Source organism: Mesorhizobium sp. WSM4820 (assembly GCF_055811075.1).
In genome coordinates, this window is record NZ_JBVVQN010000003.1 from 196,220 (window position 1) to 219,515 (window position 23,296).

Sequence of the window (23,296 nt, forward strand, 5' to 3'; positions counted from 1 at the left end):
GCGCACGCGTGATCGAGCGTGCCCGCGGGATCAAGATTTTCCTTGCGGGCGGCGAACCTGCTATGCGGTTGCCTATTCGTAGACGAGGCCTTTGCGCCGCAGGCGCTCGCGCATTTCGTTGACATCGAGACTGAGCTTGCCGGCGGCATAGAGACTGCGCTTTTCTTCTTCCATCGCCTCGCGCCTGCGGGCGGTTTCGAGAACCCTTCCCGCGGCTTCGCGCGGCACAACGCACACGCCGTCATCATCGGCCACGATGACGTCGCCCGGCTGGATGTGGGCGCCGGCGCAGACGATCGGCACCTGGACGTTGCCAAGCGTCTCCTTGACCGTCCCTTGTGCGCTGATCGCCTTCGACCAGACCGGGAAGGCCATGGAGCGCAGGGTCGAGATATCGCGCACGCCAGCATCGATGATGAGGCCCCTGATGCCTTGCGCCTTGGCCGATTCGGCCAGCAGGTCGCCGAAATAGCCGTCCTCGCAAGGCGAGGTCGGGGTGACGACCAGGATGTCGCCTGGCCGCGCCTGTTCCAGCGCGACGTGGATCATCCAGTTGTCGCCCGGTGCGACTTCACAGGTCAGCGCGTTGCCGCCAATCCTGGCGCCATCATAGATGGGCCGCAGGCGCGCGGCGAGCAGGCCAGTCCGCCCATGTGCCTCGTGAACCGTGGCCACGCCAAGTTGGCCAAGAGCATCACAGGTTTCGATCTGCGTGCGCTCGGTCTTGGTTACGACTTTGCCCATAAGTGTTCTCCCGGAATGATGATGTGCGGCACCAGGCGCCGCACCCGAACAGTGCTCATCGGCTGGTCTAGCGCCCTTGTGCCTTCAGCCGCGCATCCAGCCTCGGATAGACCTTTCGGACATTGCCTTCGAACACGGCGTGGCGTTCGACCTCACCGAGCGAAAGTGCGTCGATGTAGCGCCGCGTATCGTCGAAGGCGAAGCCGGTTTCTGGATCGATGGCCTTGACCGCCCCGAGCAATTCGGACCCAAACAGGATGTTGGCCGGACCAACGACGCGGAACAGCGTATCGATACCCGCCTGATGATAGACGCAGCTGTCGAAGAAGACGTTGCGCATCAGGTGCTCGGCCAGTCCGGGTCTGTCCAACATCATCGCCAGGCCGCGATAACGTCCCCAATGATAGGGCGCCGCACCACCGCCATGCGGAATGATCAGTTTGAGATCCGAAAACGCGCTGAACAGGTCGCCCTGGATCAGTTGCATGAACACGGCGGTGTCCGCATTGATGTAGTGCGCGCCGGTGGTATGCAGGCAGGCGCTGCACGAGCCGGAGACGTGGATCATGGCCGGCACCTGCAGCTCGATCATCTTTTCGAAGAGGGGATACCAGTAGCGGTCGTGGATCGGCGGCGCCGACCAGAAGCCGCCGGACGGATCGGGGTTGAGGTTGCACCCGACAAAGCCGAGCTCGACGACGCAACGCTCGAGCTCTTCAAGGACCGGCTTCAGGTCACCGCTCATCGATTGCGGCAGTTGGCATACGCCGGCGAAGTTGGTCGGGAACATGTCGACGATGCGTGCGATCAGATCGTTGGAGATGTGCGACCATTCGGCATTGTTCTCTGCGCTGCCGATATGGTGGCCCATGCCCGAAGCCCGCGGCGACAGGATGGTCAGGTCCGTGCCTCGCTCGCGCTGCAGGCGCAATTGGTTCTGCTCGATCGTCGCCCTGAGCATTTCGTCGGCGATGCCGGGATAGGCGGGCATGGCGTCGCGCCTGCCTTCGACGAACTCGACCTGCGCCTTGCGAAAGGCGTGATGCCCCGTCGGTTCGCTCGTGTAGTGGCCGTGGCAGTCGATGATCATTTCGTTCTCTTCACGCACAATTTGACGCATCGTCGATCCGCTGCGCCGTTCCGCGGTTCCCGGCAAGCGGCGGACGGTGAGGTCCGCCAGATGTCCCCCTAGGGTTCGAGCACGTAGCTGGTGAAGCCGCCGTCACCGGAGGCGACGCCATTGATGGCCTCGTTGATCTGCTCGAGCGGATACGTCCGCGCCTCCAGCACCGAAAGATCGATCGCGCCGGAGCGGACCATATCGGCGATCTCCATGCCCTCGGCCGTGGTCAGCCAGGCTGAGCCGAGAAGCTCCATCGAATTGTCCATCCACCATTTGGTGTTGAACAGCATGTCGCTGCCGGTGCCGCCGATGTTGACGATGCGGCCGCCGCGTTTGACGCCCATCATCGCGTCCTTCATGGCCTTGACATCGGCCACCGCACCGAGGCAATCGAGCATGAAGTCGGCGCCGAGACCGCCGGTCTGCGAGCGGACCCAGTCGGCGACCTTCCCGTCCTGGTTGGAGAAAGTCTGGATCCGGTTCGGGGCAAGCTGCTTCAGCCGCTCGAGCAGGGGCTTGCCGCGTGCTACCGCGTAGATCGTCGAGACGCCCATGGCGAGCGCGAAGAGTGTCGCGCCGACGCCCAGCGTGCCGGTCGCACCATTGATGATCAGCGATCTGCCGGCCGGTACGCCGAACTTCTTGAGCGCGGAATAGGCCGTGCCGAGGTAGCCCATGCGGGCCGCCTGCGGATAGGTCATGTTGTCGGGGATCTTGACGATCGCATTCTGCGGCGCGCGCATGAACTGGGCGAAGCCGCCTTCCGGATAACGCTTGTAGATTTCCAGGCTGTTCCTGTTGAAGCCGAAATAGCCGTTGAAGGTAAAGTATTCGCACTTCGCCTGATGGCCGCTGACACAGGCATGACACGCGCCGCAGGAGCGCAACGGATTCACATACACGCGGTCGCCGGGCTTGATCGCCACGACCTGCTCACCGACCTGATGCACGATGCCCGCGGGGTCGAGGCCGAAGATCGCCGGCTTCATCGGCAACGGCTGATGCGGATACCAGGTTTCCCAGTTGTTCAGCACGTTGGCGAGATTGGGTACCATCCCGCAGGCCTTGACCTCGACGACCACATCCGTGCCGGACGCCACCGGCTTCGCCACGTCCTCAACACGCATCGGCTCGTTCACGGCGTGAAGCCGTGCCGCCCGCATCATGATCGTCATCGTCTGTTCCTCCCAATTGACCGGATCGCGGAGATGCCGCGTTGACATTCCTCCTAGACTGTGGATACCGTATAGTATCTGGATTGGGTGACGCAAGAGCCATTTTCCAAGGGCGACAGCATTTGGGGAAAATGTCCGGCGAACGCCGCGCCGGTTGGGTTGGCGACGAACACTTTCGCTCCGCTGGCTGGGAGAACGTCGCCGCAAACGACAATCAGGAACGGGAGGACGGGCCGGGCGGTCCGATCGACGTTCTACATGGAGGAATCAGTGCCGGAGTTCATGCTAACGCCAATCGATCTCCTGCGCATTCTGTGCGGGATCTGGTTCATTCCGCATTTCATCGGAAAGATCAGGAACTTCGAAAAGGCGACAAAGACGTTCGAGGCCGCCGGGCTGAAGCCAGGAAAGCCCTTCATCGTGCTGACGGTTGCGCTGGAGTTCGTTGCCGCCGTTGGAATGGTGTTCGGCATCTATCCGCGATGGGCTGCGGCGTGCGGCGTGGCCGTCTTGCTGGGCGCAGCCTATGCCGTGGTGCGCATCAATGGCCCGCGTTGGCGCTGGCAGTTGATGGGTCCCGAATACCCGATTTTTTGGGCGCTTGCCTGTATTGTTTCGGCCTTCTAAATTTCGGCCGATTCGGATACCAAGGGTATCTCAATGAATGGCTTGGAGGATAGCGGATGCCGCGACTGACGCGCGAACAGAGCCAGGCTCTGACTCGTGAGAAGCTTTTGCTGTCGGCGAGCGATGTCGTGGCTCGCGATGGTTACTCCGGCGCCACCATCGAACGTATCGCGGAAGAAGCCGGCTATTCGAAGGGCGCCTTCTATTCGAACTTCGAGAACAAGGAAGACATCTTCCTTCAATTGCTCGAGCGCCATGCCGGTGGCGACGTGGTCGAACTCACCGGCCTGCTCGACGGCTACGACGACCCGAAAAAGATCATCGATGCGATGTGCGATTGGGCCAACCAGAGAGCGAAGGACAAGCGCTGGGGAACGCTTGCAATCGACCTGTTGCGGATCGCCCGCCGCGACAACACACTGGAAGAGCGGCATCTGCGCCTGTTCAAGGACCAGTGGGAAGGTCTGGGCAAGCTGCTGTCGGCAAAGCTTTTTCCCTATGGCGGTTCCGATATCGAACCACTCTATGTGGGCGGCGTCGTTCTGGAACTCATCTATGGCGGCCTCTCCAGCTTCATGAAGGACGATTCACCGGGCGAGATGGTGCGGGCGACGCTCACCTCGATGCATCTGGCCCACCTCTATCGCCACATGAAGCAGCCAGCCCGCAAATAAGGCGCTTCCGATTCGCACCGGCCAGTTCCGGCTCGCAGTCGAGGCCCGTTCAGGCGCGCGACGCAAGCACACGTCATTTGTCGGGTGCCGCCACCAGCATCATCTGGAGTTGACACACGAGCTGCTCGGTCCCCCGCGTGTCCGCGGCCGTACCGAAGACCACATGGTCCGGCCGCACCAGGGCGGCGCGCGCGCCCTTCGCGGTTAGCCAGTCGGCGAGAACGCGGTCCTCTTCCACCAACAGCGAAGGGCAGGATTTCTCCTGCGCCACGCGATGCACGGCAATGCCCACCTGTCGCGCCTTGTCCAGGAGGGTGGGCGAGGGGTCCATGTCGCCAGCGATGAGAAGCTGGAACCCTGGCGGCAACGCATCGTCGAGCCGCTTCCGGCCGAAAGGCCCGATAATCCAGGGTTGAGGACATGGCTCACCGGCGCGAGGGCTCGGCGAGCCATCGATGTTGCTGGCGACAAGTCCATGACGGATGGGCGGAAAGAGGTTCTGCCGGATCTGAACACCTTGGCCCATGCGCATGGCCGCGGCCATCTCGGCATCGCGCGCCTGAGCCTTGTCCGGATCCCGCTCGCAGATGAACTGTCCAAGCCGCTTGGTGATGTCGATGACTTCGCGCATGAACGGTCTGCGCTCGGCCTGGTAGGTGCCGAGGAGGTGCTCCGATCCGCTGCCGATCGCATGGGCCAGCTTCCAAGCGAGATTGGCTGCATCCTTGATGCCTTGCACCATTCCCTGCGCGAGAAAAGGCGGGGTCATGTGGCAGGCATCGCCGGCTAGAAAGACGCTGCCCACGCGCCACTGCTCCGCAACAAGGGCGTGGAAGTTGTAGGTCGCCGAGCGCCACAGCCTGGCCTGGTCCGGCCGAAGCCAGGGCGAAAGCAATTGCCAGATACGTTCCGGGCGGTTGACCTCCGCCGGATCTTCATCCGGCAGGATCATGAACTCCCAGCGGCGTAGCTGGTCAGGCCCACACACATACGTGTGCGGCCTCGCGGGATTGCAGAACTGGACGTTGGTCTCTGGCAATGGCGCCTGCTGGTCCTCCAGTATCATGTCCACCACGAGCCAGGGTTCGTCGAAGTCGAGGTCCTCCAGCGCGACGCCGAGCCCGCGCCGTGTGAAGCTGTTCGCGCCGTCGCAACCGACGACATAGCGGGGCGCGCGCCTTGTGCGCTCGCCGCTCGCCTTGTCGTGCAAGGTCAGGATCGGTCTATCGGGGTTCTCAAGGCCGACGAGTTCCGTTGCCGTGCGCAGCGTCAGGTGGGGGAACTTCTTGCCATTGGCGCGCAGAGCCCTTTCGAGATCCGGCTGAAGGAAAGTCAGATAGGGCGGCCAGGCAAGCGGGTAGGGCTGGGCAGGGGACTCGAACCGGCGCAACAGGGTTCCATCGGCGGACCTATATTCCGACGGGCGATAGTGCCCCGTCGCTGCGGCCACGGCGTCGGCCGCGCCGATGTTCTGGAAGATCCGCATCACCTCGTGGTCCATGCCGATCGCGCGAGGCAGTGCATAGACGTCGTCAGCGGCGTCTATGCCTTCCACCCTGACGCCTGCTGCCGCAAGAAGATTGCACAAGGTGATGCCGACCGGGCCGAGCCCGACCACCACGACGTCCGCCTCATCTTGCGTCATCAGTGAGACCCCCCGCTGGTTTCGGTCCTTTGTTGGCTGGCTTGGTGCGGGCTGCCACTTGGCATCACTGCAGGAAGGCCGGCACCGTGAGCCCCAGCCGGACGGCTGCATCGGCGAGGTTTCTGGCCGTGCCCTTCGCCAGCGGAATGCCGTTGGCGGTGCGCTCCCGCCCGGTTTGGAAGCCGCGTTCGCCGGGTAGTTTGACGCCATCGGAGCTGACCGCCGGATCGAGCGCATGGATCGCGCCGGCGAGGCTTTCCACCGAGGCGAGAAAGGACGAGCTGTCGCCGAAGGCCGCCGGATTGATGGCAAGCACAAGGCCATTGAAGCCGCCGTTCTTCTCGCCGCGCAGGAACGGCGCGATGACGGCGTTGCCCACCAGCACGCTCGACAGAATTTCAATCATCAGCGACAGACCGGATCCCTTCGGCCCGGCCATCGGCAGTATGGCTGCCACTTCATGCGGATCCTGCGTTTCGACGCCGTTGGCATCGATGGCCCAGCCTCGGGGGATCGGTTTGCCTGAATCCTTGGCCGCCATGATCTTGCCGAGCGCGACGGCGGCAGTCGACATGTCGAGCACGATCGGATCGGCGCCGCCAGGCCGCGGAATGGCGATCGACAGCGGATTGGTCGACAGCGCCTCGCCCTTTGCGCCGAAATAGCTCATGAGCGGTCTCGATGCGGTCATGGCGATGCCGATGAGCCCGCGTTCGGCCAATTTGGTGGTGAAATAGCCGATCGCGCCGGCATGGGATACATCGCGGGCGCCGCACCAGCCGATGCCGAACGCTTCCGCCAGATCGGCGGCTTTGCCTGCCGCGTGCATCATGGCGACCGCGCCCGGCCCCTTTCCGTAGTCGAAGACGCAGGTCGCCCCGAACTCCCGGATCAGCGTCGGCTGTTGACCGGCGCACACGACAGCGGTCTCGATCATCTCGATGTAGCGCGGGATCCTGAGAACACCGTGCGAATCCGCGCCACGCAGATTGGCCCACACCAGCAGCCGCGCGGTTTGTGACGCCTCGTCCGGCGTATAGCCGGCAGCATTGAGCAGCGCGGTCGCAAAATCGGTCAGTTCGTTTTCCTGGGCGACGGGCATGCCGAATGTCTCCTTGTCTGGCCGCATCGACCTCAAACTGTCGGCGTTGCCGGGAAGAATTTGTCGAGCCAGCCCTTGAGCATCATCTTGGTGCGCGGCGCGTCCTCCGGTGCGAGCGGGAAGTGGGCGGTGCCCGAAATCAGCATCAGCTCGGCCGGCTGCCCGGCCTTCTCGAACAGGCGGATGGACTGCTCGGTCGGCGTGATGATGTCGTCGGCGGTGTGGAAGAACAGGGCAGGCCGGGGCGCTATGTTGGCAACCACGTCCTCCGCCCTGAAGTTCATCATGCTCCATGCCGTCTCGGTCGGGATTTCCATGATCGCCTTGGGCGACAGATTCTTGCGCAATTTTTCCGGGATCGGCACGGCGTCGAACCGCGAGATCCACAGGCTCTCGCCCGTCGCGCGCTTGTGCTCGCGGCCTTTCTCGAGCAGGCCCATGAAGCGCTCCCAGGCCTCCGGCGTGGGGTGCTGGCCGCGGAACTTCCGCTCGCCGTGACCCCAGCCGCATGAGGAGATGACGCAGGCGAACCGCTCGTCGACGCCTGCTGTATAGACCGAAACCGCGGCGCCGAAGCTGTGGCCGGTGATGCCGATCCGCTTCGGGTCGATCTCGGGGCGCCCGGCAAGGAAGGTCAGCGCGTTCTTTGCGTCGGCGACCTGATCGAAGCAGCGCACCTGGGCGCGCTCGCCCTCGCTCTCGCCGCAGCAGCGGAAGTCGAAGCGCAGCGCGGCATAGCCGAACGTCTCCATCATCTCCGCCTGGATCTGGGCGTGCGACTCGTCCTTGGAACCGACGAAGCCGTGGCAGACGATGAATGCCGGCAGCTTCTGTCCGGGACGGTGGCTGTCGGGAATGTGCAGAACCGCCGACAGTTTCAGGCCGTCGGATTCGAACGTCAGTTTTTCCTGCATAAACTATCTCCTATCCGTAGCAGCGCCCCGAGCTGCTTCGCCTTGCTTGCCTGTGTGGTCTGCCGCCGAGCCCTGCGGATCAGTCGATCCCGGCGAATGGAAAATGGTGCTCGCGCCATTCCTGGGGGGCGGGAGAACCCCAGACATTCATCTGGCGAACGTTTCCCGGGCGCTCCAAATTGGTGATGACGTTGGGTACGAAGTGGGCGTCGTCGGCGACCATGTGCATGGCGCCGGAGCACTCGACCATCGCGCCGCTGGCATCGAGGTAATAGGCGTAGGTGTTGTCGCCCGGGCGATGGCGGCCCGGCCCCCAAAGGACCTGGCGGTCGAACCCGTCGAGAATGTCGCCAAGCCGGCAATAGTCGCTGAAGTGGCTGAATTCGAAAGAGTAGTGGTGAAGCCCGACCGGACCCTTCACCAGACCCAGAATGTGGTGCTGGCGGTTGCCGCCATGCATCCAGCTCAAAGCCTCGTTGACCATGCGCTCGGTGAGCCGCATGCCGCAGATTTCGGAGAGCTGCTGCCTCGTGGCGACCGGGTCGGGCGTGATGAGATTGATGTGGTCGAGCCGCCGCGGCTTGATGCCGTTGGTCGGGTAGCGCGGATTGTACATGTCGTCGCGCGCCGGGGTGTGTATCTCGAAGCGCAGACCGTCCGGCGTCGCGAAGGTGATGCCGGCATCGCAGCACGCCAGGCTGGGTTCGCGCGAGAGGATCCGGCAGCCGGCGCCGTCGACACGCGAGGCGGCTTCCGCGACAGCCTCCTCAGTCAGCGCTTCGAGCCCGATCGTGTGGCAGGAATTCTCCTCGGAATGGAGAAGCACGAGTTCTGCTTCGCGGCCGTTCGAGCTCAGCCATGTCTCCCCCGCCGCCTGCTTGGTGACCCGCAGGCCGAGAATCTCCGTCGAGTCGTGGATCACGGCGTCTACGTCACGGACATTCAGCTTTATGTGACCGACCCCAAACACCAGGTGCATCACCAGTCTCCTTCCTATGGCCGCAGCGTGGTCCTGGCGATCTCCTTAGATCAAACTCGGCTCCACGGCAACAAATTTCGAAAAAAAGATATTATTACGAAATCTTAGAGCGACTGATCCGAGATCACGGTGTTTCGCAGCGTTCCAATGCCCTGGATCTCGATCTCGACCTCGTCGCCAGGGAAAAGGAATTCAGGCGGATTGCGGCTTGCGCCGAAGCCTGATGGCGTGCCTGAAACGATGACGTCGCCAGGGTCGAGCGGGGCGAATGTCGAGATGTAGGAGATTAGCCAGGGGATATCGAAGATCATCCGGTCGATCGCGATCGACTGCCTGCTCACGCCATTGACCCGGCTCTCCAGAAGGAGGCGAGCCGGGTCCGGAATCTCGCGCGTACAGACCATCCAGGGACCAAACGCGCCGCTGTGGTAGAAGTTTTTTCCGGGCGTGAACTGGCTCGAGTGCTTCTGCCAGTCGCGCACACTCCCCTCGTTGAAGCATGAATAGCCGGCGACGTACGCCATTGCTTCGCCGCGCACGATCTTGTGTGCGCGGCGGCCGATGATCACCGCCAACTCACCCTCGAAATCCAGCTTGTCGGAAACCGCCGGCTTCCGGATCGCCCCTCCATGGCCGGTCTGTGCTTGCGCGTGGCGCATGAACAGCAGCGGGAACTGCGGCGTCGGCTTGTCACCCTCGCGGAAGTTGGCGGCGACGCAGAAGATCTTGCCTGGGTTGGGAATCGGCGGCAGCAGGCTGACCTCAGCCAGCGGCAAGGCTTCGAGATCGCGTTCATCGGGCGTGAGGTCGGGAAACCGGCTATCGAGATAGGCTTTGAGATCTGGCGGCGCGCCGGGAACAGAATCCAGCCGCAGGATGATTTCACCGTCAACCATTCCGTAGCCGGCACCGTTGCGTTCGACGAAAGAAGCGAATTTCAAAGGCTCACCCATTACGACGTACCTTAAAAGCAGGCACTTCCGTTTTGGAGTAAACCGGATTTTCGAAAATAGGCAAGCCCATCGTAAGAAGGCGACAAGTGGCCCGGCCTCAGGTCAATGGTCTGACCGTTGCCTGGGCGTGGTGCCGAGTCCTTGGTCATCCCCACAAAGTTACGAAAAAATATTGATATTTCGAAAAATCTATGCGATCACCGGTCTGGCCTCGGGAGGAGGCCCATGCGCGAGAGAAACTCGGCATGCGCTGGTTTGAGCGAACGGGAGGTATCGACGTGACAGCAATTCCGCAGACGATGAAGGCCGCGCGCATGCACGAGATCGGCGGTCAGCTGAGGATCGAGGAAGTGCCGGTTCCGAAGCTTGGGTCGATGGACGTGCTCGTTCGCGTCAGATCGTGCGGCATCGTGCCGAACCTCGCCAACATCCTGGCGATGTGGCCGACCTGGTTTCCCCACATGCCGCAGCCGCCGCTCCCAGCGATATTCGGCCTCGACCCGACCGGCGAGATCGCGGCGGTCGGCAGCCAGGTCCACAGTCTGAAACCCGGCGATCGGGTCTACGTCAATCCGGGGCGCTCCTGCGGCTCTTGCCGTCATTGCCGGCGCGGCGACACGATCTCCTGCCGCCATTACGCCTTCCAGGGCTATTTCGGCTTTAGCCATGAAGCGCTCCAGACATTCGAGGACTACCCGGTCGGCGGTATTTCCGAGTACATGGCCGCGCCGGCGTCGGCGATCGTGGCTCTGCCCGACAACATGACCTTCGATCAGGCGGCGCGGCTCGGCTACATGGGCACCGGCTATTCCGCTCTGAAGAAAGCGCAGGTCGGTCCCGGTGACACGATCCTTGTCAATGGCATCTCCGGCACGCTCGGCATATCGATCGCAGTGTTCGGCCCGTCGTTCGGGGTCAAGAAGATTCTCGGCACCGGTCGCGACAGCAAGCTGCTGAAGGAGATCGAAGCGCTGGCGCCCGGCATCATCGAGACACATTCGCTTGACGACGGATCGCCCGACGAATGGGCCCGTTCCAGGACGGAGCATGGCGAGGGGGTCGACGCCTTCATCGACTGCAACGGTCCCGGCACGCCGCAAGAGCCTTTCCTGGCGGGCCTCAGGGCGCTGCGCCGCGGCGGTATCGCCGTCGACATCGGCGCCGTGATGGGTGCGGTTCCCATTGACGTGCACATGATGATGGACCGCAACCAGCGTCTTATCGGTTCGGCTTGGCTGACGACATCCGAGGGCCAGGAAATGGCCGACCTCGTCGGGATCGGCAAGGTCAGCTTCGATCTCCTGGAAACCCAGGCGACGCCCATGAGCAAGGTCAATGAGGCCATCTCGGGCATCGCCCAGCGCCATGGCGGGTTTTCGAATTTTGTGATCCATCCGTAATTGCATACGTTTGGGTATGCTGATACCGAATAGTATCCATGTTGTCTGGGAGGATCAAGACATGACCATTCGCCGCGTTGTCACCGGAAAGAACGCCGCAGGAAAATCGGTATTCATCAGCGACGGTTCCTCGCCGCGCGAGATGGCGCTCCAGCACACGCCCGGTTTGGTTTCGTCTCCGCAGTGGAAGATCGACGGGACGCCGGATCTGGCCAGACGGGACGGCGCCGACCCGATGGCGAGCGAGAGCACGATGCTCGCTTCGGTCGGAGGTTCGGTGTTCTGGATGATCACCTTTCCGCCGGACAGCGTGATGATGTCGCCCGACTGGAAGCCCGGACTGGCGGGTCCGGAGCACCTGAAGGCCGCGCCCGGCATCGCCGAACGCTTCGAGATGGACAATCCCGGCATGCACCAGACGCCGACGGTCGACTATGTCACCGTCGTCAAGGGCCGGCTTGTCCTCGAGCTTGACGACGGCAAGACCGTCGAACTGACACAGGGCGATACGGTGGTGCAGCAGGGCGCGCGCCATGCCTGGCGCAATCCCTTCGCCGAGCCGGTGACGATCTCGGTCGTGATGCTCGGAGCGACCACGGTCTAGGTGTTGTCGCTCCCGGGCGGATCGTCCATCCAGCGTGGTCTGGCTGGCAAAGTGCGCTCCGCTTGCGCGGCACCGGCTTCATCTGCCCAGGCTTACTGTCCGCCCGTCAGGCGATCATCTCGTCTTGCCGTTGGCGGTCCCCGTCGCCGAGATTCTTCTCGGCGACCTCGGCCAGGATCTGGCGGGCCCAGCGGTGCAGGCCGGAGTGGTGCGTGCGCTCGGTCCAGTACATGTCGACCTGGATGAAGACGTCCATCGGGAAGGGACGCAAAGCGAGCCTGTCCGAAAGGCGACGCGCCAGTCGATACGGAATCGTCGCCACCAATTCGGAGGCCGGTATCAGGCGTTCCAGTATGTCATGGCTGGAGACGGTGACGTCCGGCTCCAACTCGATACCCCTGGCGCGCAGCGCGGCGAAATAGAGAGCCTCCCAGCGCCCGTTATGGGTGACCGCGACATGCCGCGAGGCGCAATAGCGCTCAAGCGTCAGTGCTCCGCGCGTGAGCTCGTGCGCCGGGTCCATGACGCACGCATAGTGATCCGAAAACATCTTCCTACGGTAGTAGATGTCCCCGAGAATCGAGACCGGGCCAAGCACGATATCGCAGGTGTTCTCCTTCAACTGCTGCTTGCCGTCGACGGCGGACTCGAAAATGTGGATCGTCGCCTGCGGCGCCTCCTTCTGCGCGCGCCGCAGAAAGTCCGGAATGAGAAACATCCGCTCATGATGGTTGCAGGACACCGTCACGCTTCCTACGGCGGTGGCTGGGTCAAAACCCGACGGCGAAGAAAGCGCCGCCATCTGCTCAAGGATGCCGCGTGCCTGCTGGGCCAGCTGTTCGCCCTTATCGGTTGCCACGATCGAATTGCCCTGGCGGACAAACAGCGGATCGTTGAAGGCCTTTCGCAGCCTCTTGATGGCGTAGCTTATGGTGGACTGGTTGACGCCGAGAAGCTGGGAGGCGTCCGAAAACGAGGCGCGGTCCTGGACAGCAACAAGCGTCTGCAAGGCCGCGAAGTCCACACTGGCAAGCTCGTCGGGCAGCATTGCTATCCTCCTACATGCAAATTTTCGATGACATCTATCTAACTCATCGCATTGCTGAATACACGTGGATTTCGTACGCCGTTCCCCGACAGGAGGAAATCATGAGCGAAGCCGTGAAAGTGGTCGACGACGTTGCGTTCGAAGACCTGCTTGCCAATCCGTATCCGGTCTTCAAGCGCGTCCGCGACCTCGGGCCGGTCGTCAAGGTCGAGGCAGCCAACATCATGATGGTCACGCGCTTCGACGACATCATGGCCATCGAACGCGACCCCGAGACGTTTTCCTCCATCAACCCGCAGTCGCTGCTGAACACGGTGATCGGGCCGAACCTGATGCGCAAGGACGGCGACGATCATGCCCGCGAAAGGGCGGCGATGGATCCGAGCCTGCGGCCTGGTGTCGTCAAGCGGTGCTGGGCCGACCCCATGCGGGGCATTTGCGACGACGTTATTTCGCAGATCGAGCACAGGGGCGAGGCCGAACTTTTCGACGAACTCGCCGCGCCGATCGCGGCACGCGCACTGGCCGACATATTGGGTTTCGACGGCGTCGACTGGCGCACGATGGCACTGTGGTCGCAGTCGCTGATCGACGGTTCCGGCAACTACTCGCACAACCCGGAGATCGCCCGTAAGGCGAGGGAGGCAGCCAGCGGCGTCGAGAGCGCCGTCGACAGGATGCTTCCCCATCATCGGGACAATCCAAATCCTTCGATGCTGTCTTCGATGCTCCAGGCCGATCCTCCGCAGACGGTCGAGCAGATCTACGCCAACATTAAGGTCGCGATCGGGGGCGGGCTGAACGAGACCCGCGACTCGATCCTTACGCTGATCCTTGGCCTGCTGCAGAACCCGGATCAGCTCGCGCGCGTTCGCGCCGAGCCTTCGCTCTGGGGGCAGGCCTTCGAAGAAGCGGTGCGCTGGATCTCGCCGATCGGCATGTATCCACGCCGCTTGACCCGCGACACGGAGATCTCGGGGACGCTGGTCCGCAAGGGCGAGCAGGTCGGTCTGTGCGTCGGCGCCGCCAATCACGACGACCGCCGTTTCAGCGATCCGGAAAAATTCGACATCTTCCGGGAGAAGAAATCCCACCTTGCGTTCGGCGCCGGATCGCATTTCTGCGCCGGGACATGGGTGTCGCGCGCGCTGGTAAGCCAGATCGCCGTGCCGACGGTGTTCGAGCGGCTGCGCAATCTCAGGCTCAAGAATCCGGACCACGTCCGCATCCGGGGCTGGGTGTTTCGTGGCCCCACGCACATGCCCGTTGTCTGGGACGCTTGAGGAGAGTTTCATGCCGAAGATCAGGTTCCTCCTCGCCGACGGCGCCGAGCTCGCCGTCGAGGCCCAGAGCGGCCGCACCTTGATGGAAACCGCGCTTGAAAACGGCGTTCCGGGCATCATCGCCGAATGCAACGGCTCGGCGGCCTGCGCCACATGCCATGTCGTGCTTCCCGAGAACATCATGTCGAGGCTCGGGCCCATCAGCGAACATGAAAACGATATGCTGGACTTCGCCGAAGCACCGCGTGAACCTGGAAGCCGGTTGAGCTGCCAGATCAAGGTCAGCGACGCCCTGGATAACGTTTCTGTCCGCATTCCGGCCGCCTAGCGGTTGCGGCTGGCCATGCTCCACGACGTCGACCATCCCGCCGCCGCCATACCCGGCAACGAAAGCAGCATCGTGATCGTCGGCGCCGGACAGGCCGGCCTGTCGACGGCCGAGAAGCTGCGGGCGAACGGTTTTGTCGGGTCGCTCACCCTGATCGGGGACGAGGCCGATGCTCCCTACCAGCGTCCTCCGCTGTCCAAGGCATATCTTCTTGGCGAACTCGAGCGGGACCGGTTGAAGCTGAAAGCGGAGGACTGGTACGCAAAGAACCGGATCGCGTTGCGACTGGGAACGCGCGTCGCAGCCATCGACCGCGGTCGGCGGCGCGTATGCCTCGCCGATGGCGGCATGCTTGCCTACGACCGTCTCGTGCTCGCAACCGGAGCGACCGCCCGAAAGCTTCCGCAGGCGATTTCGCGCGGCCTTGCGGGCATCTTCACGATCCGCACGCTCGCCGACATCGATGCATTGCGGCCTGCGCTCGAAACGCGTGGCAAGCTCCTTGTCATCGGCGGTGGGTATATCGGCCTCGAGATCGCCGCCGTCGCGCGTGGGCTCGGCACGACAGTGGATGTCGTGGAAGCCACCGATCGGCCGCTCGCACGGGTGGCTTCGGCGGAAACGGCGAGGGCTGTGGAAGACCTTCACCGGTCCAGGGGCGTGACGTTCCATCTCGGCAGGGCGGTGAGCGAGTTGCTCGGCGCTGATCGCGTTACTGGCGCCAGGCTCGGCGACGGCACGATCATCGCCGCCGACGTCGTCGTGGCGGGAATCGGCGGCATGCCGCAAACGACGCTGGCTGCAGAGGCGGGTTTCGCTATCGACAACGGTATCGCTGCCGACGCGTACGGGCGCACGGGCGATCCGTTCATCTGGGCTGCCGGCGACTGCGCCAACTTCTCCTTGCCGGGAGGAGCGCTGCGGATGGAGAGCGTCGGCAACGCCATCGACAGCGCTGACCTGGTCGCCCGCAACATTATGGGCGCGCGCCAGCCCTACAAGCCGAAGCCGTGGTTCTGGTCGGATCAGTTCGATCTCAAGCTGCAGATCGCCGGCCTGTCCAGAACGGGCGATACGGTGGTTGTCAGGCAGGGGGCGGGCCCAGGACGGTCGCACTGGTACTACCGCGAGGGGCAGTTCGTCGCCGTCGATGGGCTGAATGCGCCGCGCGACTATCTGATCGGAAAGCGCCTCCTTGCCGTGTCGGCCAGCCTCGACCCTGCTCAGGTAGCGGATCCGGCGCTGGCGCTCGAGGCCCTGGCGAGCTCGAAATGAGGCCGACCTGGAGGGGTAGGGACGCACCGGCAGATTTTTAATGTTGACATTCTTATTAGTATCTGAATACTATTTGGTATTTTGGTGATGTGAGGCGGAAGCGGTTTTGGACGGCGCAGCCTCGTGCTCCGGCCAAGTCGCCTTGGGTCGGGCTTCGCTCGCCAAAATAACGAAAATATTAGATATTACGAAATTAGCTGGATCATCGGAGGATAATGGCCTAAGCAATTCGCTAGAGGATCGGGCGATCAACTCGTTCTCGCGAGCCGCGAGGCGAGAGGGAAGCGCCCACTGCAGCCAGAACTGGGAGGAATCGATGTTGCGACGCAGTTTCAATGTACTCATGCTTTCGGCGGCCTTGGCGGTCGGCACAATCGGCGCCGCCACGGCGCAGGACCCGGTCAGGATCGGCGTCAGCGCATCCAAGACCGGGCCACTTGCGGGCGGCGCGTCAGGCGTGCTTTGGCCGAACATCAAGCTGTGGGTCGAGAAAGTGAACAAGGCCGGCGGCCTCAAGGTCGGCGATCAGATGCGGCCGATCGAGATCGTCGAGTATGACGACAAGTCGTCGCCGGAAGAGGCGGTCAAGAACATTCAGCGTCTTGCCACCCAGGACCAGGTCGACCTGATCATCCCGCCATATTCGACAGGCCTCAATCTCGCGACCGCCCCGCTGATCGCGAAATATGGCTACCCGCAGATCGTCTCCACCGGCAATGCCAACGATCTCGACCAATTCGTCAAGCGTTGGCCGAACACGTTCTGGCTGCTCGGTCCGGCACAGGGCATCGCCGACGGTATCGTCGGCACGCTCAAGGATCTGCGCGACGCCGGCAAGATCGGCAATCGGGTCGCGGTGGTCAACGTCTCCGATGCCTTCGGCCTCGAAATGATCAAGACTGGCAAGCCAGCGCTCAAGCAGGCCGGTTTCGATACCGTCTACGAAAGCTCCTATCCGCTCGGCAACCAGGACGTCGCTCCCGTGATAGCAAGCGCAAAGGCGGCGAACCCCGACGCCTTCGTCGCCTACTCCTACCCGCCGGACAGCTTCGCTCTCACCGAGCAGGCGCAGTTGCAGAAGTTCGACGTCAAGGCATTCTTCGTTAGCGTCGGCGGCAATCTCGACGCCTACGGAAAGCGCTTCGGCGCCGCTGCCAACGGGGTCCTGATCATGGGCGGTGTCAATGCCAGCGATCCCGTGTTCGAGGCCTATCGCAAGGAGCACCTCGAGGTGACGGGCCAGGAAGCCGATTGGTGGGCAAGCCCGGTGGCCTATGCCAGCCTGGAGATCCTGCAACAGGCCGTCGAGCACGTCGGCAGCCTGGATAAGGAAGCGCTCAACAAGGAAATCCAGTCGGGCACCTTCAAGACCGTCATCGGCGATGTCCACTTCGACAACAACATCAACAACAACAACTGGACGGTGGGCCAGTGGAGCGATGGCGTCGTTCATGGCGTCAGGGCGACCGGGAACCTCCAGGGCGTGCAGCAGCCAGTGATCAAGCCCGTCTGGCCCAGCAACTGATCCGATCCTCCCAGGGGCCTCGGCGTCCTCGTGGCGCCAGGCCCTCACCGCGAGAATACCAATGCTCATCCTGCTGACAGGCCTGCTCCTCGGGGGCACCTATACGCTCATCGCCCTCGGGCTCACGCTGCAGTACGGCGTGGCGCGCATAATGAACCTCGCCAATGGCGAGACGCTCGTCGCCGCGTGCTTCGTCACATTCTGGCTGTATGCGGGCTACGCCATCAATCCGCTTCTTGGCCTGCTGGTGATCGGCCCCGGCGCTTTCGTCGTCAACTGGCTGATCTATGCCTGGCTGATGCAGCCTCTGGTGAAGCGGGCCAGGAACCGAGGCATGCTCGAGGTCGATTCGATCCTGGCGACTTTCGGACTGCTGTTCCTGTTCCAGGGGCTGATGCTGCAGGCCTTCGGCGGGTCCTATTTCAACTATGAGTTCCTCGCCCAGCCCTTCTCGATCATGGGCGACTCGTTCGGCCTCAACCGCGTCGTGGCCTTTGTCGCCGCGGCCGTCATCGCCGCCGCTCTCTACGTCTTCCTCTACCACACCGACCGCGGCACGGCCGTTCGAGCCGTCGCCGTCGATCCGCGCGCCGCAAGGCTCGTGGCGATCGATGTGCGCCGGACGGCGGCCTTTGCTTTTGCCCTGGGAGGCTCGATCACGGCCTGCGCCGGCACGCTGCTGTCGACCTTCTACACGTTCAACACGTCGATGGGCGTGCTGTTCACCATGAAGGCGCTGATCATCGTGATCATGGGCGGTGTCGGCGACATTCGTGGCGCGGTTCTCGCAGCCCTCGTGCTTGGCCTGACCGAGACGCTCGTCGCCAGCCTGCTGGACCCGGGGCTGACGCTGGCGGCCAACTACGCCCTTTTCATCCTCGTTCTGCTGTTCCGGCCGCAGGGCATCTTCGGAAAGCGGCCGGCGTGATGAACATTCCGCGCAATGAACTTCTGGCTGTTGGTGCCGGCCTTGGCGGCGCGGCTGTGCTGGCCTTTCTTCCCCTGGTCACCGAGGGGTTCTGGCTGTCGGTCAGCGTCAACATCATGCTCTATGCGGCGATATGCACGGCCTGGGCGATCTTTTCCGGGTCCACGCACCTGGTCTCGTTGGCGAGCGCCGCCTTCTTCGGCGTCGGGACCTATTCGGTCGCGATCTTCATCGACGTCCTGCCTTTCCCGGCGCTCATCCTCATCGCGGTCGCAGCCGGCGCCTTGCTGGCCATATTGGTCGGATTGGCGACCCTCAGGCTCTCAGGAGTCTATTTCGTGATCTTCACGCTAGGCCTTGCCGAACTCATGGGCCAGATCGTGACCTGGGTACAAACCAATTTCGGCGGCACGATCGGGTTATACGTCTTCACCGATCTCACCGAGGCGCATCTCTACTGGATGCTGCTTGCGCTGACGGTGATCGTGTTCATGACCGGGTGGCTCATCAACAGGTCCCGGCTGGGCCTGGCGTTGCGCATCATCGGCAATGACGAGGCCGTGGCGCGTCATGTCGGCGTCGACACCGCTCGCGCCAGGATCATCTTGTTCGCGGTCTCGGGGGCCTTCATTGCCGTGGCCGGCGCAATCATGGCGCCTCGTTATTCCTACATCACGCCGGACGCGGCCTTCAATCCGATGACATCGTTCCTCGTGGTCATCATGGCTCTGCTCGGCGGGACACGCCGCCTGTGGGGTCCCCTGGTCGGCGTCGTCCCTTTCACCCTGGTGATGGACTTCATCTCGGGCCACTTCCCGAACCAGACGGCGGTGATCGTCGGCATCGCTTTCCTGTCGATCGTCTATGTGCTTCCCGACGGTGTCACGGGCCAGCTGGAAAGCCTGTTCCGTCGTCGCCGTCCAACCGACCAGAGCTTGCTGGCAACGACCGTGGAGGAGGGGAGATGAGCGTTCCTTTGCTGGCCATCGACAGGGTGCGCAAGGCCTTCGGCGGCCTCGTCGCCGTCAACGATGTGAGTTTCGAGGTCGCCCAGGGTGAGCTGTTGGGACTGATCGGCCCGAACGGTTCAGGCAAGACCACGATGCTCAACCTCATATCGGGGGCGCTGTCGCCGACATCGGGCAATATTCTCCTGTCCGGACAGCCCATCGCCGGACTGGCAGCCCACAAGATCGCCCGGATTGGGGTTGCCCGGACCTTCCAGCTGGTACGCGTCCTGCCGTCCATGAGCGCGGTGGAGAACGTCGTCGCCGGCGCCGTCTTCGGGCACAACAGGCTCTGGGGCGGCGAGGCACTGACGCTTGCCCGCGAACTGCTGGCACGCGTCGGGTTGAAGGGCCGCGAGGAGATTCCCGTGGCGGCAATGACCTATATCGACCAGAAGAGAATAGAGCTCGCCCGTGCCCTTGCGAGCAACCCTCATGTCCTGCTCCTCGATGAGTGGCTCGCCGGCCTCAACCCCAGCGAACTCAGGATCGGCATGGCGCTCATCCGCGAGATCAGTGCGCAGGGCCGGACGATCATCATGGTCGAGCATGTGATGGATGCCATCCGCTCGCTTTGCCAACGCTGCGTCGTCATGAATTCCGGTACGAAGATCGCCGACGGCATCTCGGCCAGCGTCCTGGCCGACCCGGAGGTTGTCCGCGCCTATCTGGGGGACGACGACGATGCTTGAGGTGTCCAATCTCGGCGTCCGCTACGGACGCCATGTTGCGCTCGAAGGCGTTTCCGCACGCGTTTCCAAAGGCGAGATCTGCGTCATCCTGGGTGCCAACGGCGCGGGAAAGTCCAGCTTCCTCGGCGCTGTCGCCGGGCTCGTCGGGACGAAGGCCGGCACGAGGATCGTCATGAACGGCAAGGATGTCACGAAACTCGACGCCCATCTGATGGTGGAGGAGGGGATCGCGCTCGTCCCGGAAGGCCGAGGCATCTTTGGCGAACTCACCGTGGCGGAGAACCTGCGGCTTGGAAGCCATGCCAGGCGCGCAAAGCCTGACGCGGGCAAGATGCTTGATTTTGTCTACGGGCTGTTCCCCCGGCTGGCCGAACGCCGTCGCCAATTGGCGCAGACGATGTCGGGAGGGGAGCAGCAGATGGTCGCGATCGGCAGGGCGCTGATGTCGAAGCCGGACATCCTGATGCTGGACGAGCCATCGCTCGGCCTGTCGCCACTGCTGGCCAAGGAGCTGTTCAAGTCACTGGCCGCCATCGCCGCCGAAGGTTTCGGCATCCTGCTCGTCGAGCAGAACGCGCGGCTGAGCCTCAAGACCGCCGATCGCGGCTACCTGATCGAGACGGGAAGGATCGTCGGAGAGGACACGGCGCCAAACCTGCTCAAAGATCCAAAAATCATGAGTGCCTATCTCGGCGACGCCGCCGCGGCGGCAGCGCATTAGCGCAACTGCCGCACGCCAACGATCTGCTGGTGCCGCCCAATATCGGGCAACCTGATCCACCAGGGTTGCCGCGGCCGCGGCGGATGCCATAGATGGCTATCATTGGCGCTTGAAATTGGTGGAGACTACATGCCGGACCCCACGAAGACGATCTCCCAGGCAAAATCCCATGGCGGGGTGCAGGGCGTCTATTCGCACCTGTCGACGAGTTGCTCCTGCGACATGTCGTTTGCCGTTTTCGTGCCTCCACAGGCCCGGGAAACGCCTTGCCCGGTGGTGTGGTATTTGTCGGGACTGACCTGCACCCATCAAAATGTCATGGACAAGGGCGAATACAGGCGCATGGCCGCCGAACTGGGGCTGATTGTCGTCTGTCCGGACACCAGTCCGCGCGGCGCCGACATCCCAGATGAGAAGGACAATTGGCAGTTTGGCTGCGGCGCCGGCTTTTATCTCGATGCGACGCAGCAGCCTTATGCCGAGAACTACCGGATGTATTCCTACATCGTCGAGGAATTGCCGGCGTTGATCGCTGCGAATTTTCCGGCAGACATGTCGCGCCAGGCCATCACGGGCCATTCGATGGGCGGACACGGCGCACTGACCATCGCCTTGAAAAACCCGGAGCGGTTCAGGAGTTGCTCGACCTTCGCGCCAATCGTGCAGCCAAGCACAGCCGGCTGGTCGAGGCCGGCCCTCGAAAAATACCTCGGCATGGATGAAGCCGCGTGGCGGATCTACGACACCACATCGCTCATTGAGGATGGGCACCGCTTTCAGGAATTTCTCGTCGACCAGGGGACATCGGACGGGTTCCTGAATGACGGGCTAAGGCCTTGGCTCCTGGAGGCGGCCTGCGCCAAGGCCGGCATTCCGCTGACACTGCGCATGCAGGATGGATACGACCATTCGTATTTCTTCATTTCGAGCTTCATGGACGACCATCTGCGCTGGCATGCTGAGAGGCTGTTGCTTGACGGCTGAGGCCAACACGCCGCCCTGGCCGGTATCGCGCCGCTTCGACGCGGGAGGTTTGATTATTTCGAAAATCCGCAGTAATCTCCGCGATAATTCAATGCGGAGTCGTATGCATGGGTAACAGTCTCAAGCCCGCCGGAGAGACACGCGCTGGGGATGTGTTGGCGCGCATGCGGAGCGACATCATCAGCTGTGCCTTGAAACCCGGATCCAAGCTGCGCTTCGAGACGTTGAGGGAGTTGTATGAAGTCAGCTTCTCCACTCTGCGCGAGGCCTTGTCGCGGCTGGTGGCCGAAGGCTTGGTTGTGGCGGAGGGGCAGCGTGGGTTCCTGGTCGCGCCAGTCTCGCTGTTCGATCTCAACGATCTGACGGATGTCCGCGTGCTCGTCGAACGGCAGTGCATCAAGCTGGCAATCGATCGTGGCGACGATCGCTGGGAGGCGGACATCATGGCTGCGTTCCATCGGATGGACCGCCTGCAAAGCCGGCTTGGTGCGAGCTACTATCTCTCCGACGAATGGGCCACGTTGCACAGTGCGTTCCACCTGTCGCTGGTCGCTGCATGCGGTTCGCCCAATCTGCTCGAAATCCGGCAGAAGCTCTTCGAGCGCGCCCACCGCTATCGCAGGATGTCCTCTCAGTTTCGCCCGCAATGGCGCGCAAAGGACGTCGAGCACAAGATGATCATGGACAGGGTCATCGCCCGCGACACGGCCACGGCGCAGGATCTGGTCGACCGGCATATCCGCGAGACGACCGAGAACGTCATTGCTCATGCAAGCCACCTTTTCGCGCAAGGTGGGACGGCCGATGCCTTCAGGCGTCCGGATCCCGTGGCCGCCGAGTAGGCCACGGCAAGTTTCACTTGGCGCAATCCGTGGGTGATGGTGGCGAACCAGCCTGAACGAACACTGCCGATGGGACCCGCTTCCATCGAGGACCATCCGGCAGGCGACAGCCTGCCGGATGGTCACCGTGAGTTATGAACCGGCACGCCCTTCAACCTGAATCACGAGGCTCACGTCGTCGCCGATCATTCCGAGCGCGGCCTTCATGCCGAAGTCGCTGCGTTTGATCGAAGTTCGCGCACTGAAGCCGACGACGTGGCTCTTGTCCCACGGGTTCTCGCCTTCCTTGTTGAAGGTGACGTCCAGCGTGGCCGGCTTTGTCACCCCTGCGATCGTGAGATCGCCCATGATCGTTCCGGATTTGGCATCGACCGCCTTGAATTCCCGCCCGACAAAGGTGATCTGCGGGAACTCGGTTGCATTGAACCAGTCGGCGCCCTGGATGTCGCTATCGCGTTGGCTGTTGTTGGTCGAGATGCCGGCAACTTTCACTGCAACGTCGAGGCTGCTGTCAGCCGGGTGGGCGGCGTCGAACGCGAACGTGCCCGAGAACTCCTTCGCCGTTCCTATCACTTGCGAGAAGCCGAGATGCTCGATGAAGAAAGCAATGCCCGAATGCACGGGATCGATTTCGAACGTCCCGGCCGCGGCTGTTTCGGCGGCTAGCGGCAACCAGGCGATCGTGGCGGCAAGCAAGGTGGTCCGCAGTAGTTTCGACATAGG

At 62.9% G+C, this 23,296-nt stretch carries 24 protein-coding genes; 14 read left to right on the plus strand and 10 right to left on the minus strand.

Translation table 11 applies throughout. From position 1 onward, the window contains the following. Positions 1-72: 72 nt before the first annotated feature. The 3 genes from AC0L2R_RS06825 to AC0L2R_RS06835 all read right to left on the minus strand — a co-directional run bounded on the left by AC0L2R_RS06825 (position 73) and on the right by AC0L2R_RS06835 (position 3,042). Positions 73-744 (minus strand): 4-carboxy-4-hydroxy-2-oxoadipate aldolase/oxaloacetate decarboxylase, encoded by a 672-nt coding sequence (locus AC0L2R_RS06825; protein WP_473508205.1) that lies wholly within the window; start codon positions 742-744, stop codon positions 73-75. A gap of 67 nt (positions 745-811) precedes the next feature. Then, positions 812-1,834 carry an amidohydrolase family protein gene (locus tag AC0L2R_RS06830; RefSeq protein WP_473508206.1) on the minus strand — a complete coding sequence of 341 codons (1,023 nt, stop codon included), beginning with the start codon at positions 1,832-1,834 and terminating at the stop codon, positions 812-814. A 98-nt stretch (positions 1,835-1,932) separates the two neighbouring features. Next, entirely contained in the window at positions 1,933-3,042 is a 1,110-nt protein-coding gene (locus AC0L2R_RS06835) for an alcohol dehydrogenase catalytic domain-containing protein (protein WP_473508207.1), read from the minus strand. Between the two features lie 270 nt (positions 3,043-3,312). On the opposite strand from AC0L2R_RS06835, the gene AC0L2R_RS06840 reads away from it, so the two are divergent. Together AC0L2R_RS06840 and AC0L2R_RS06845 are read left to right on the plus strand one after the other, a co-directional pair. Further along, a complete protein-coding gene (locus AC0L2R_RS06840; protein WP_419694531.1) occupies positions 3,313-3,669 on the plus strand; it encodes a DoxX family protein in 357 nt (118 codons plus the stop codon). Between the two features lie 56 nt (positions 3,670-3,725). Beyond that, on the plus strand, positions 3,726-4,343 hold the full coding sequence (locus AC0L2R_RS06845; protein ID WP_473508208.1) for a TetR/AcrR family transcriptional regulator: 618 nt from the start codon (positions 3,726-3,728) through the stop codon (positions 4,341-4,343). 73 nt (positions 4,344-4,416) lie between these two features. On the opposite strand, the gene AC0L2R_RS06850 is transcribed toward AC0L2R_RS06845, so the two are convergent. From AC0L2R_RS06850 to AC0L2R_RS06870, 5 genes are all read right to left on the minus strand, one after another. After that, positions 4,417-5,988 carry a bifunctional 3-(3-hydroxy-phenyl)propionate/3-hydroxycinnamic acid hydroxylase gene (locus AC0L2R_RS06850; protein ID WP_473508209.1) on the minus strand — a complete coding sequence of 524 codons (1,572 nt, stop codon included), beginning with the start codon at positions 5,986-5,988 and terminating at the stop codon, positions 4,417-4,419. A 64-nt stretch (positions 5,989-6,052) separates the two neighbouring features. Beyond that, positions 6,053-7,090, minus strand: a complete 1,038-nt coding sequence (locus tag AC0L2R_RS06855; protein ID WP_473508210.1) for an Ldh family oxidoreductase — start codon at positions 7,088-7,090, stop codon at positions 6,053-6,055. A 32-nt stretch (positions 7,091-7,122) separates the two neighbouring features. After that, complete coding sequence (locus AC0L2R_RS06860; protein WP_473508211.1) at positions 7,123-8,004, minus strand: alpha/beta hydrolase; 882 nt, start codon at positions 8,002-8,004, stop codon at positions 7,123-7,125. A 79-nt stretch (positions 8,005-8,083) separates the two neighbouring features. Beyond that, positions 8,084-8,983 carry a VOC family protein gene (locus AC0L2R_RS06865; protein ID WP_473508212.1) on the minus strand — a complete coding sequence of 300 codons (900 nt, stop codon included), beginning with the start codon at positions 8,981-8,983 and terminating at the stop codon, positions 8,084-8,086. Between the two features lie 104 nt (positions 8,984-9,087). After that, positions 9,088-9,936 (minus strand): fumarylacetoacetate hydrolase family protein, encoded by an 849-nt coding sequence (locus tag AC0L2R_RS06870; RefSeq protein WP_473508213.1) that lies wholly within the window; start codon positions 9,934-9,936, stop codon positions 9,088-9,090. Positions 9,937-10,214: 278 nt separating this feature from the next. Between AC0L2R_RS06870 and AC0L2R_RS06875 the strand changes: the two genes are divergently transcribed. Both AC0L2R_RS06875 and AC0L2R_RS06880 read left to right on the plus strand, forming a co-directional pair. Continuing rightward, entirely contained in the window at positions 10,215-11,336 is a 1,122-nt protein-coding gene (locus tag AC0L2R_RS06875) for an alcohol dehydrogenase catalytic domain-containing protein (protein WP_473508214.1), read from the plus strand. A 61-nt stretch (positions 11,337-11,397) separates the two neighbouring features. After that, positions 11,398-11,940: a cupin domain-containing protein gene (locus tag AC0L2R_RS06880; RefSeq protein ID WP_091594910.1), complete on the plus strand. Its 543-nt coding sequence runs from the start codon at positions 11,398-11,400 to the stop codon at positions 11,938-11,940. 106 nt (positions 11,941-12,046) lie between these two features. Here the strand turns inward: AC0L2R_RS06880 and AC0L2R_RS06885 are convergent, their stop codons facing one another. Next, positions 12,047-12,988, minus strand: a complete 942-nt coding sequence (locus tag AC0L2R_RS06885; protein WP_091594674.1) for a LysR family transcriptional regulator — start codon at positions 12,986-12,988, stop codon at positions 12,047-12,049. 101 nt (positions 12,989-13,089) lie between these two features. Here AC0L2R_RS06885 and AC0L2R_RS06890 point away from each other — a divergent pair, with 101 nt between their 5' ends. From AC0L2R_RS06890 to AC0L2R_RS06935, 10 genes are all read left to right on the plus strand, one after another. Further along, on the plus strand, positions 13,090-14,271 hold the full coding sequence (locus AC0L2R_RS06890) for a cytochrome P450 (protein WP_473508215.1): 1,182 nt from the start codon (positions 13,090-13,092) through the stop codon (positions 14,269-14,271). 10 nt (positions 14,272-14,281) lie between these two features. Continuing rightward, positions 14,282-14,599 (plus strand): 2Fe-2S iron-sulfur cluster-binding protein, encoded by a 318-nt coding sequence (locus tag AC0L2R_RS06895; protein ID WP_473508216.1) that lies wholly within the window; start codon positions 14,282-14,284, stop codon positions 14,597-14,599. A gap of 15 nt (positions 14,600-14,614) precedes the next feature. Further along, a complete protein-coding gene (locus AC0L2R_RS06900) occupies positions 14,615-15,874 on the plus strand; it encodes an NAD(P)/FAD-dependent oxidoreductase (protein ID WP_473508217.1) in 1,260 nt (419 codons plus the stop codon). A gap of 316 nt (positions 15,875-16,190) precedes the next feature. Beyond that, positions 16,191-17,399 (plus strand): amino acid ABC transporter substrate-binding protein, encoded by a 1,209-nt coding sequence (locus tag AC0L2R_RS06905; RefSeq protein ID WP_473508218.1) that lies wholly within the window; start codon positions 16,191-16,193, stop codon positions 17,397-17,399. Between the two features lie 61 nt (positions 17,400-17,460). After that, positions 17,461-18,327 carry a branched-chain amino acid ABC transporter permease gene (locus tag AC0L2R_RS06910; RefSeq protein ID WP_473508219.1) on the plus strand — a complete coding sequence of 289 codons (867 nt, stop codon included), beginning with the start codon at positions 17,461-17,463 and terminating at the stop codon, positions 18,325-18,327. Continuing rightward, a complete protein-coding gene (locus AC0L2R_RS06915) occupies positions 18,327-19,295 on the plus strand; it encodes a branched-chain amino acid ABC transporter permease (protein WP_473508220.1) in 969 nt (322 codons plus the stop codon). The genes AC0L2R_RS06910 and AC0L2R_RS06915 overlap by 1 nt, the downstream gene beginning before the upstream one ends. Further along, entirely contained in the window at positions 19,292-20,026 is a 735-nt protein-coding gene (locus AC0L2R_RS06920) for an ABC transporter ATP-binding protein (protein ID WP_473508221.1), read from the plus strand. The genes AC0L2R_RS06915 and AC0L2R_RS06920 overlap by 4 nt, the downstream gene beginning before the upstream one ends. Beyond that, positions 20,019-20,747, plus strand: a complete 729-nt coding sequence (locus AC0L2R_RS06925) for an ABC transporter ATP-binding protein (protein ID WP_473508222.1) — start codon at positions 20,019-20,021, stop codon at positions 20,745-20,747. Before AC0L2R_RS06920 ends, AC0L2R_RS06925 begins: the two co-directional genes overlap by 8 nt. A 129-nt stretch (positions 20,748-20,876) precedes the next feature. Next, positions 20,877-21,731 carry an S-formylglutathione hydrolase gene (fghA, locus tag AC0L2R_RS06930; RefSeq protein WP_473508223.1) on the plus strand — a complete coding sequence of 285 codons (855 nt, stop codon included), beginning with the start codon at positions 20,877-20,879 and terminating at the stop codon, positions 21,729-21,731. A 107-nt stretch (positions 21,732-21,838) separates the two neighbouring features. Continuing rightward, on the plus strand, positions 21,839-22,573 hold the full coding sequence (locus AC0L2R_RS06935) for an FCD domain-containing protein (RefSeq protein WP_473508224.1): 735 nt from the start codon (positions 21,839-21,841) through the stop codon (positions 22,571-22,573). Between the two features lie 132 nt (positions 22,574-22,705). On the opposite strand, the gene AC0L2R_RS06940 is transcribed toward AC0L2R_RS06935, so the two are convergent. Further along, a complete protein-coding gene (locus AC0L2R_RS06940; RefSeq protein WP_473508225.1) occupies positions 22,706-23,293 on the minus strand; it encodes a YceI family protein in 588 nt (195 codons plus the stop codon). Positions 23,294-23,296: the final 3 nt, after the last annotated feature.

Excerpts from the sequence above, each read along its gene's own strand:
- AC0L2R_RS06825 (WP_473508205.1), bottom strand. The coding sequence starts at position 744 with ATGGGCAAAGTCGTAACCAAGACCGAGCGCACGCAGATCGAAACCTGT.
- AC0L2R_RS06830 (WP_473508206.1), bottom strand. The coding sequence starts at position 1,834 with ATGATCATCGACTGCCACGGCCACTACACGAGCGAACCGACGGGGCAT.
- AC0L2R_RS06835 (WP_473508207.1), bottom strand. The coding sequence starts at position 3,042 with ATGACGATCATGATGCGGGCGGCACGGCTTCACGCCGTGAACGAGCCG.
- AC0L2R_RS06845 (WP_473508208.1), top strand. The coding sequence starts at position 3,726 with ATGCCGCGACTGACGCGCGAACAGAGCCAGGCTCTGACTCGTGAGAAG.
- AC0L2R_RS06850 (WP_473508209.1), bottom strand. The coding sequence starts at position 5,988 with ATGACGCAAGATGAGGCGGACGTCGTGGTGGTCGGGCTCGGCCCGGTC.
- AC0L2R_RS06855 (WP_473508210.1), bottom strand. The coding sequence starts at position 7,090 with ATGCCCGTCGCCCAGGAAAACGAACTGACCGATTTTGCGACCGCGCTG.
- AC0L2R_RS06860 (WP_473508211.1), bottom strand. The coding sequence starts at position 8,004 with ATGCAGGAAAAACTGACGTTCGAATCCGACGGCCTGAAACTGTCGGCG.
- AC0L2R_RS06865 (WP_473508212.1), bottom strand. The coding sequence starts at position 8,983 with ATGCACCTGGTGTTTGGGGTCGGTCACATAAAGCTGAATGTCCGTGAC.
- AC0L2R_RS06870 (WP_473508213.1), bottom strand. The coding sequence starts at position 9,936 with ATGGGTGAGCCTTTGAAATTCGCTTCTTTCGTCGAACGCAACGGTGCC.
- AC0L2R_RS06880 (WP_091594910.1), top strand. The coding sequence starts at position 11,398 with ATGACCATTCGCCGCGTTGTCACCGGAAAGAACGCCGCAGGAAAATCG.
- AC0L2R_RS06885 (WP_091594674.1), bottom strand. The coding sequence starts at position 12,988 with ATGCTGCCCGACGAGCTTGCCAGTGTGGACTTCGCGGCCTTGCAGACG.
- AC0L2R_RS06890 (WP_473508215.1), top strand. The coding sequence starts at position 13,090 with ATGAGCGAAGCCGTGAAAGTGGTCGACGACGTTGCGTTCGAAGACCTG.
- AC0L2R_RS06895 (WP_473508216.1), top strand. The coding sequence starts at position 14,282 with ATGCCGAAGATCAGGTTCCTCCTCGCCGACGGCGCCGAGCTCGCCGTC.
- AC0L2R_RS06900 (WP_473508217.1), top strand. The coding sequence starts at position 14,615 with ATGCTCCACGACGTCGACCATCCCGCCGCCGCCATACCCGGCAACGAA.
- AC0L2R_RS06905 (WP_473508218.1), top strand. The coding sequence starts at position 16,191 with ATGTTGCGACGCAGTTTCAATGTACTCATGCTTTCGGCGGCCTTGGCG.
- AC0L2R_RS06910 (WP_473508219.1), top strand. The coding sequence starts at position 17,461 with ATGCTCATCCTGCTGACAGGCCTGCTCCTCGGGGGCACCTATACGCTC.
- AC0L2R_RS06915 (WP_473508220.1), top strand. The coding sequence starts at position 18,327 with ATGAACATTCCGCGCAATGAACTTCTGGCTGTTGGTGCCGGCCTTGGC.
- AC0L2R_RS06920 (WP_473508221.1), top strand. The coding sequence starts at position 19,292 with ATGAGCGTTCCTTTGCTGGCCATCGACAGGGTGCGCAAGGCCTTCGGC.
- AC0L2R_RS06925 (WP_473508222.1), top strand. The coding sequence starts at position 20,019 with ATGCTTGAGGTGTCCAATCTCGGCGTCCGCTACGGACGCCATGTTGCG.
- fghA (WP_473508223.1), top strand. The coding sequence starts at position 20,877 with ATGCCGGACCCCACGAAGACGATCTCCCAGGCAAAATCCCATGGCGGG.
- AC0L2R_RS06935 (WP_473508224.1), top strand. The coding sequence starts at position 21,839 with ATGGGTAACAGTCTCAAGCCCGCCGGAGAGACACGCGCTGGGGATGTG.
- AC0L2R_RS06940 (WP_473508225.1), bottom strand. The coding sequence starts at position 23,293 with ATGTCGAAACTACTGCGGACCACCTTGCTTGCCGCCACGATCGCCTGG.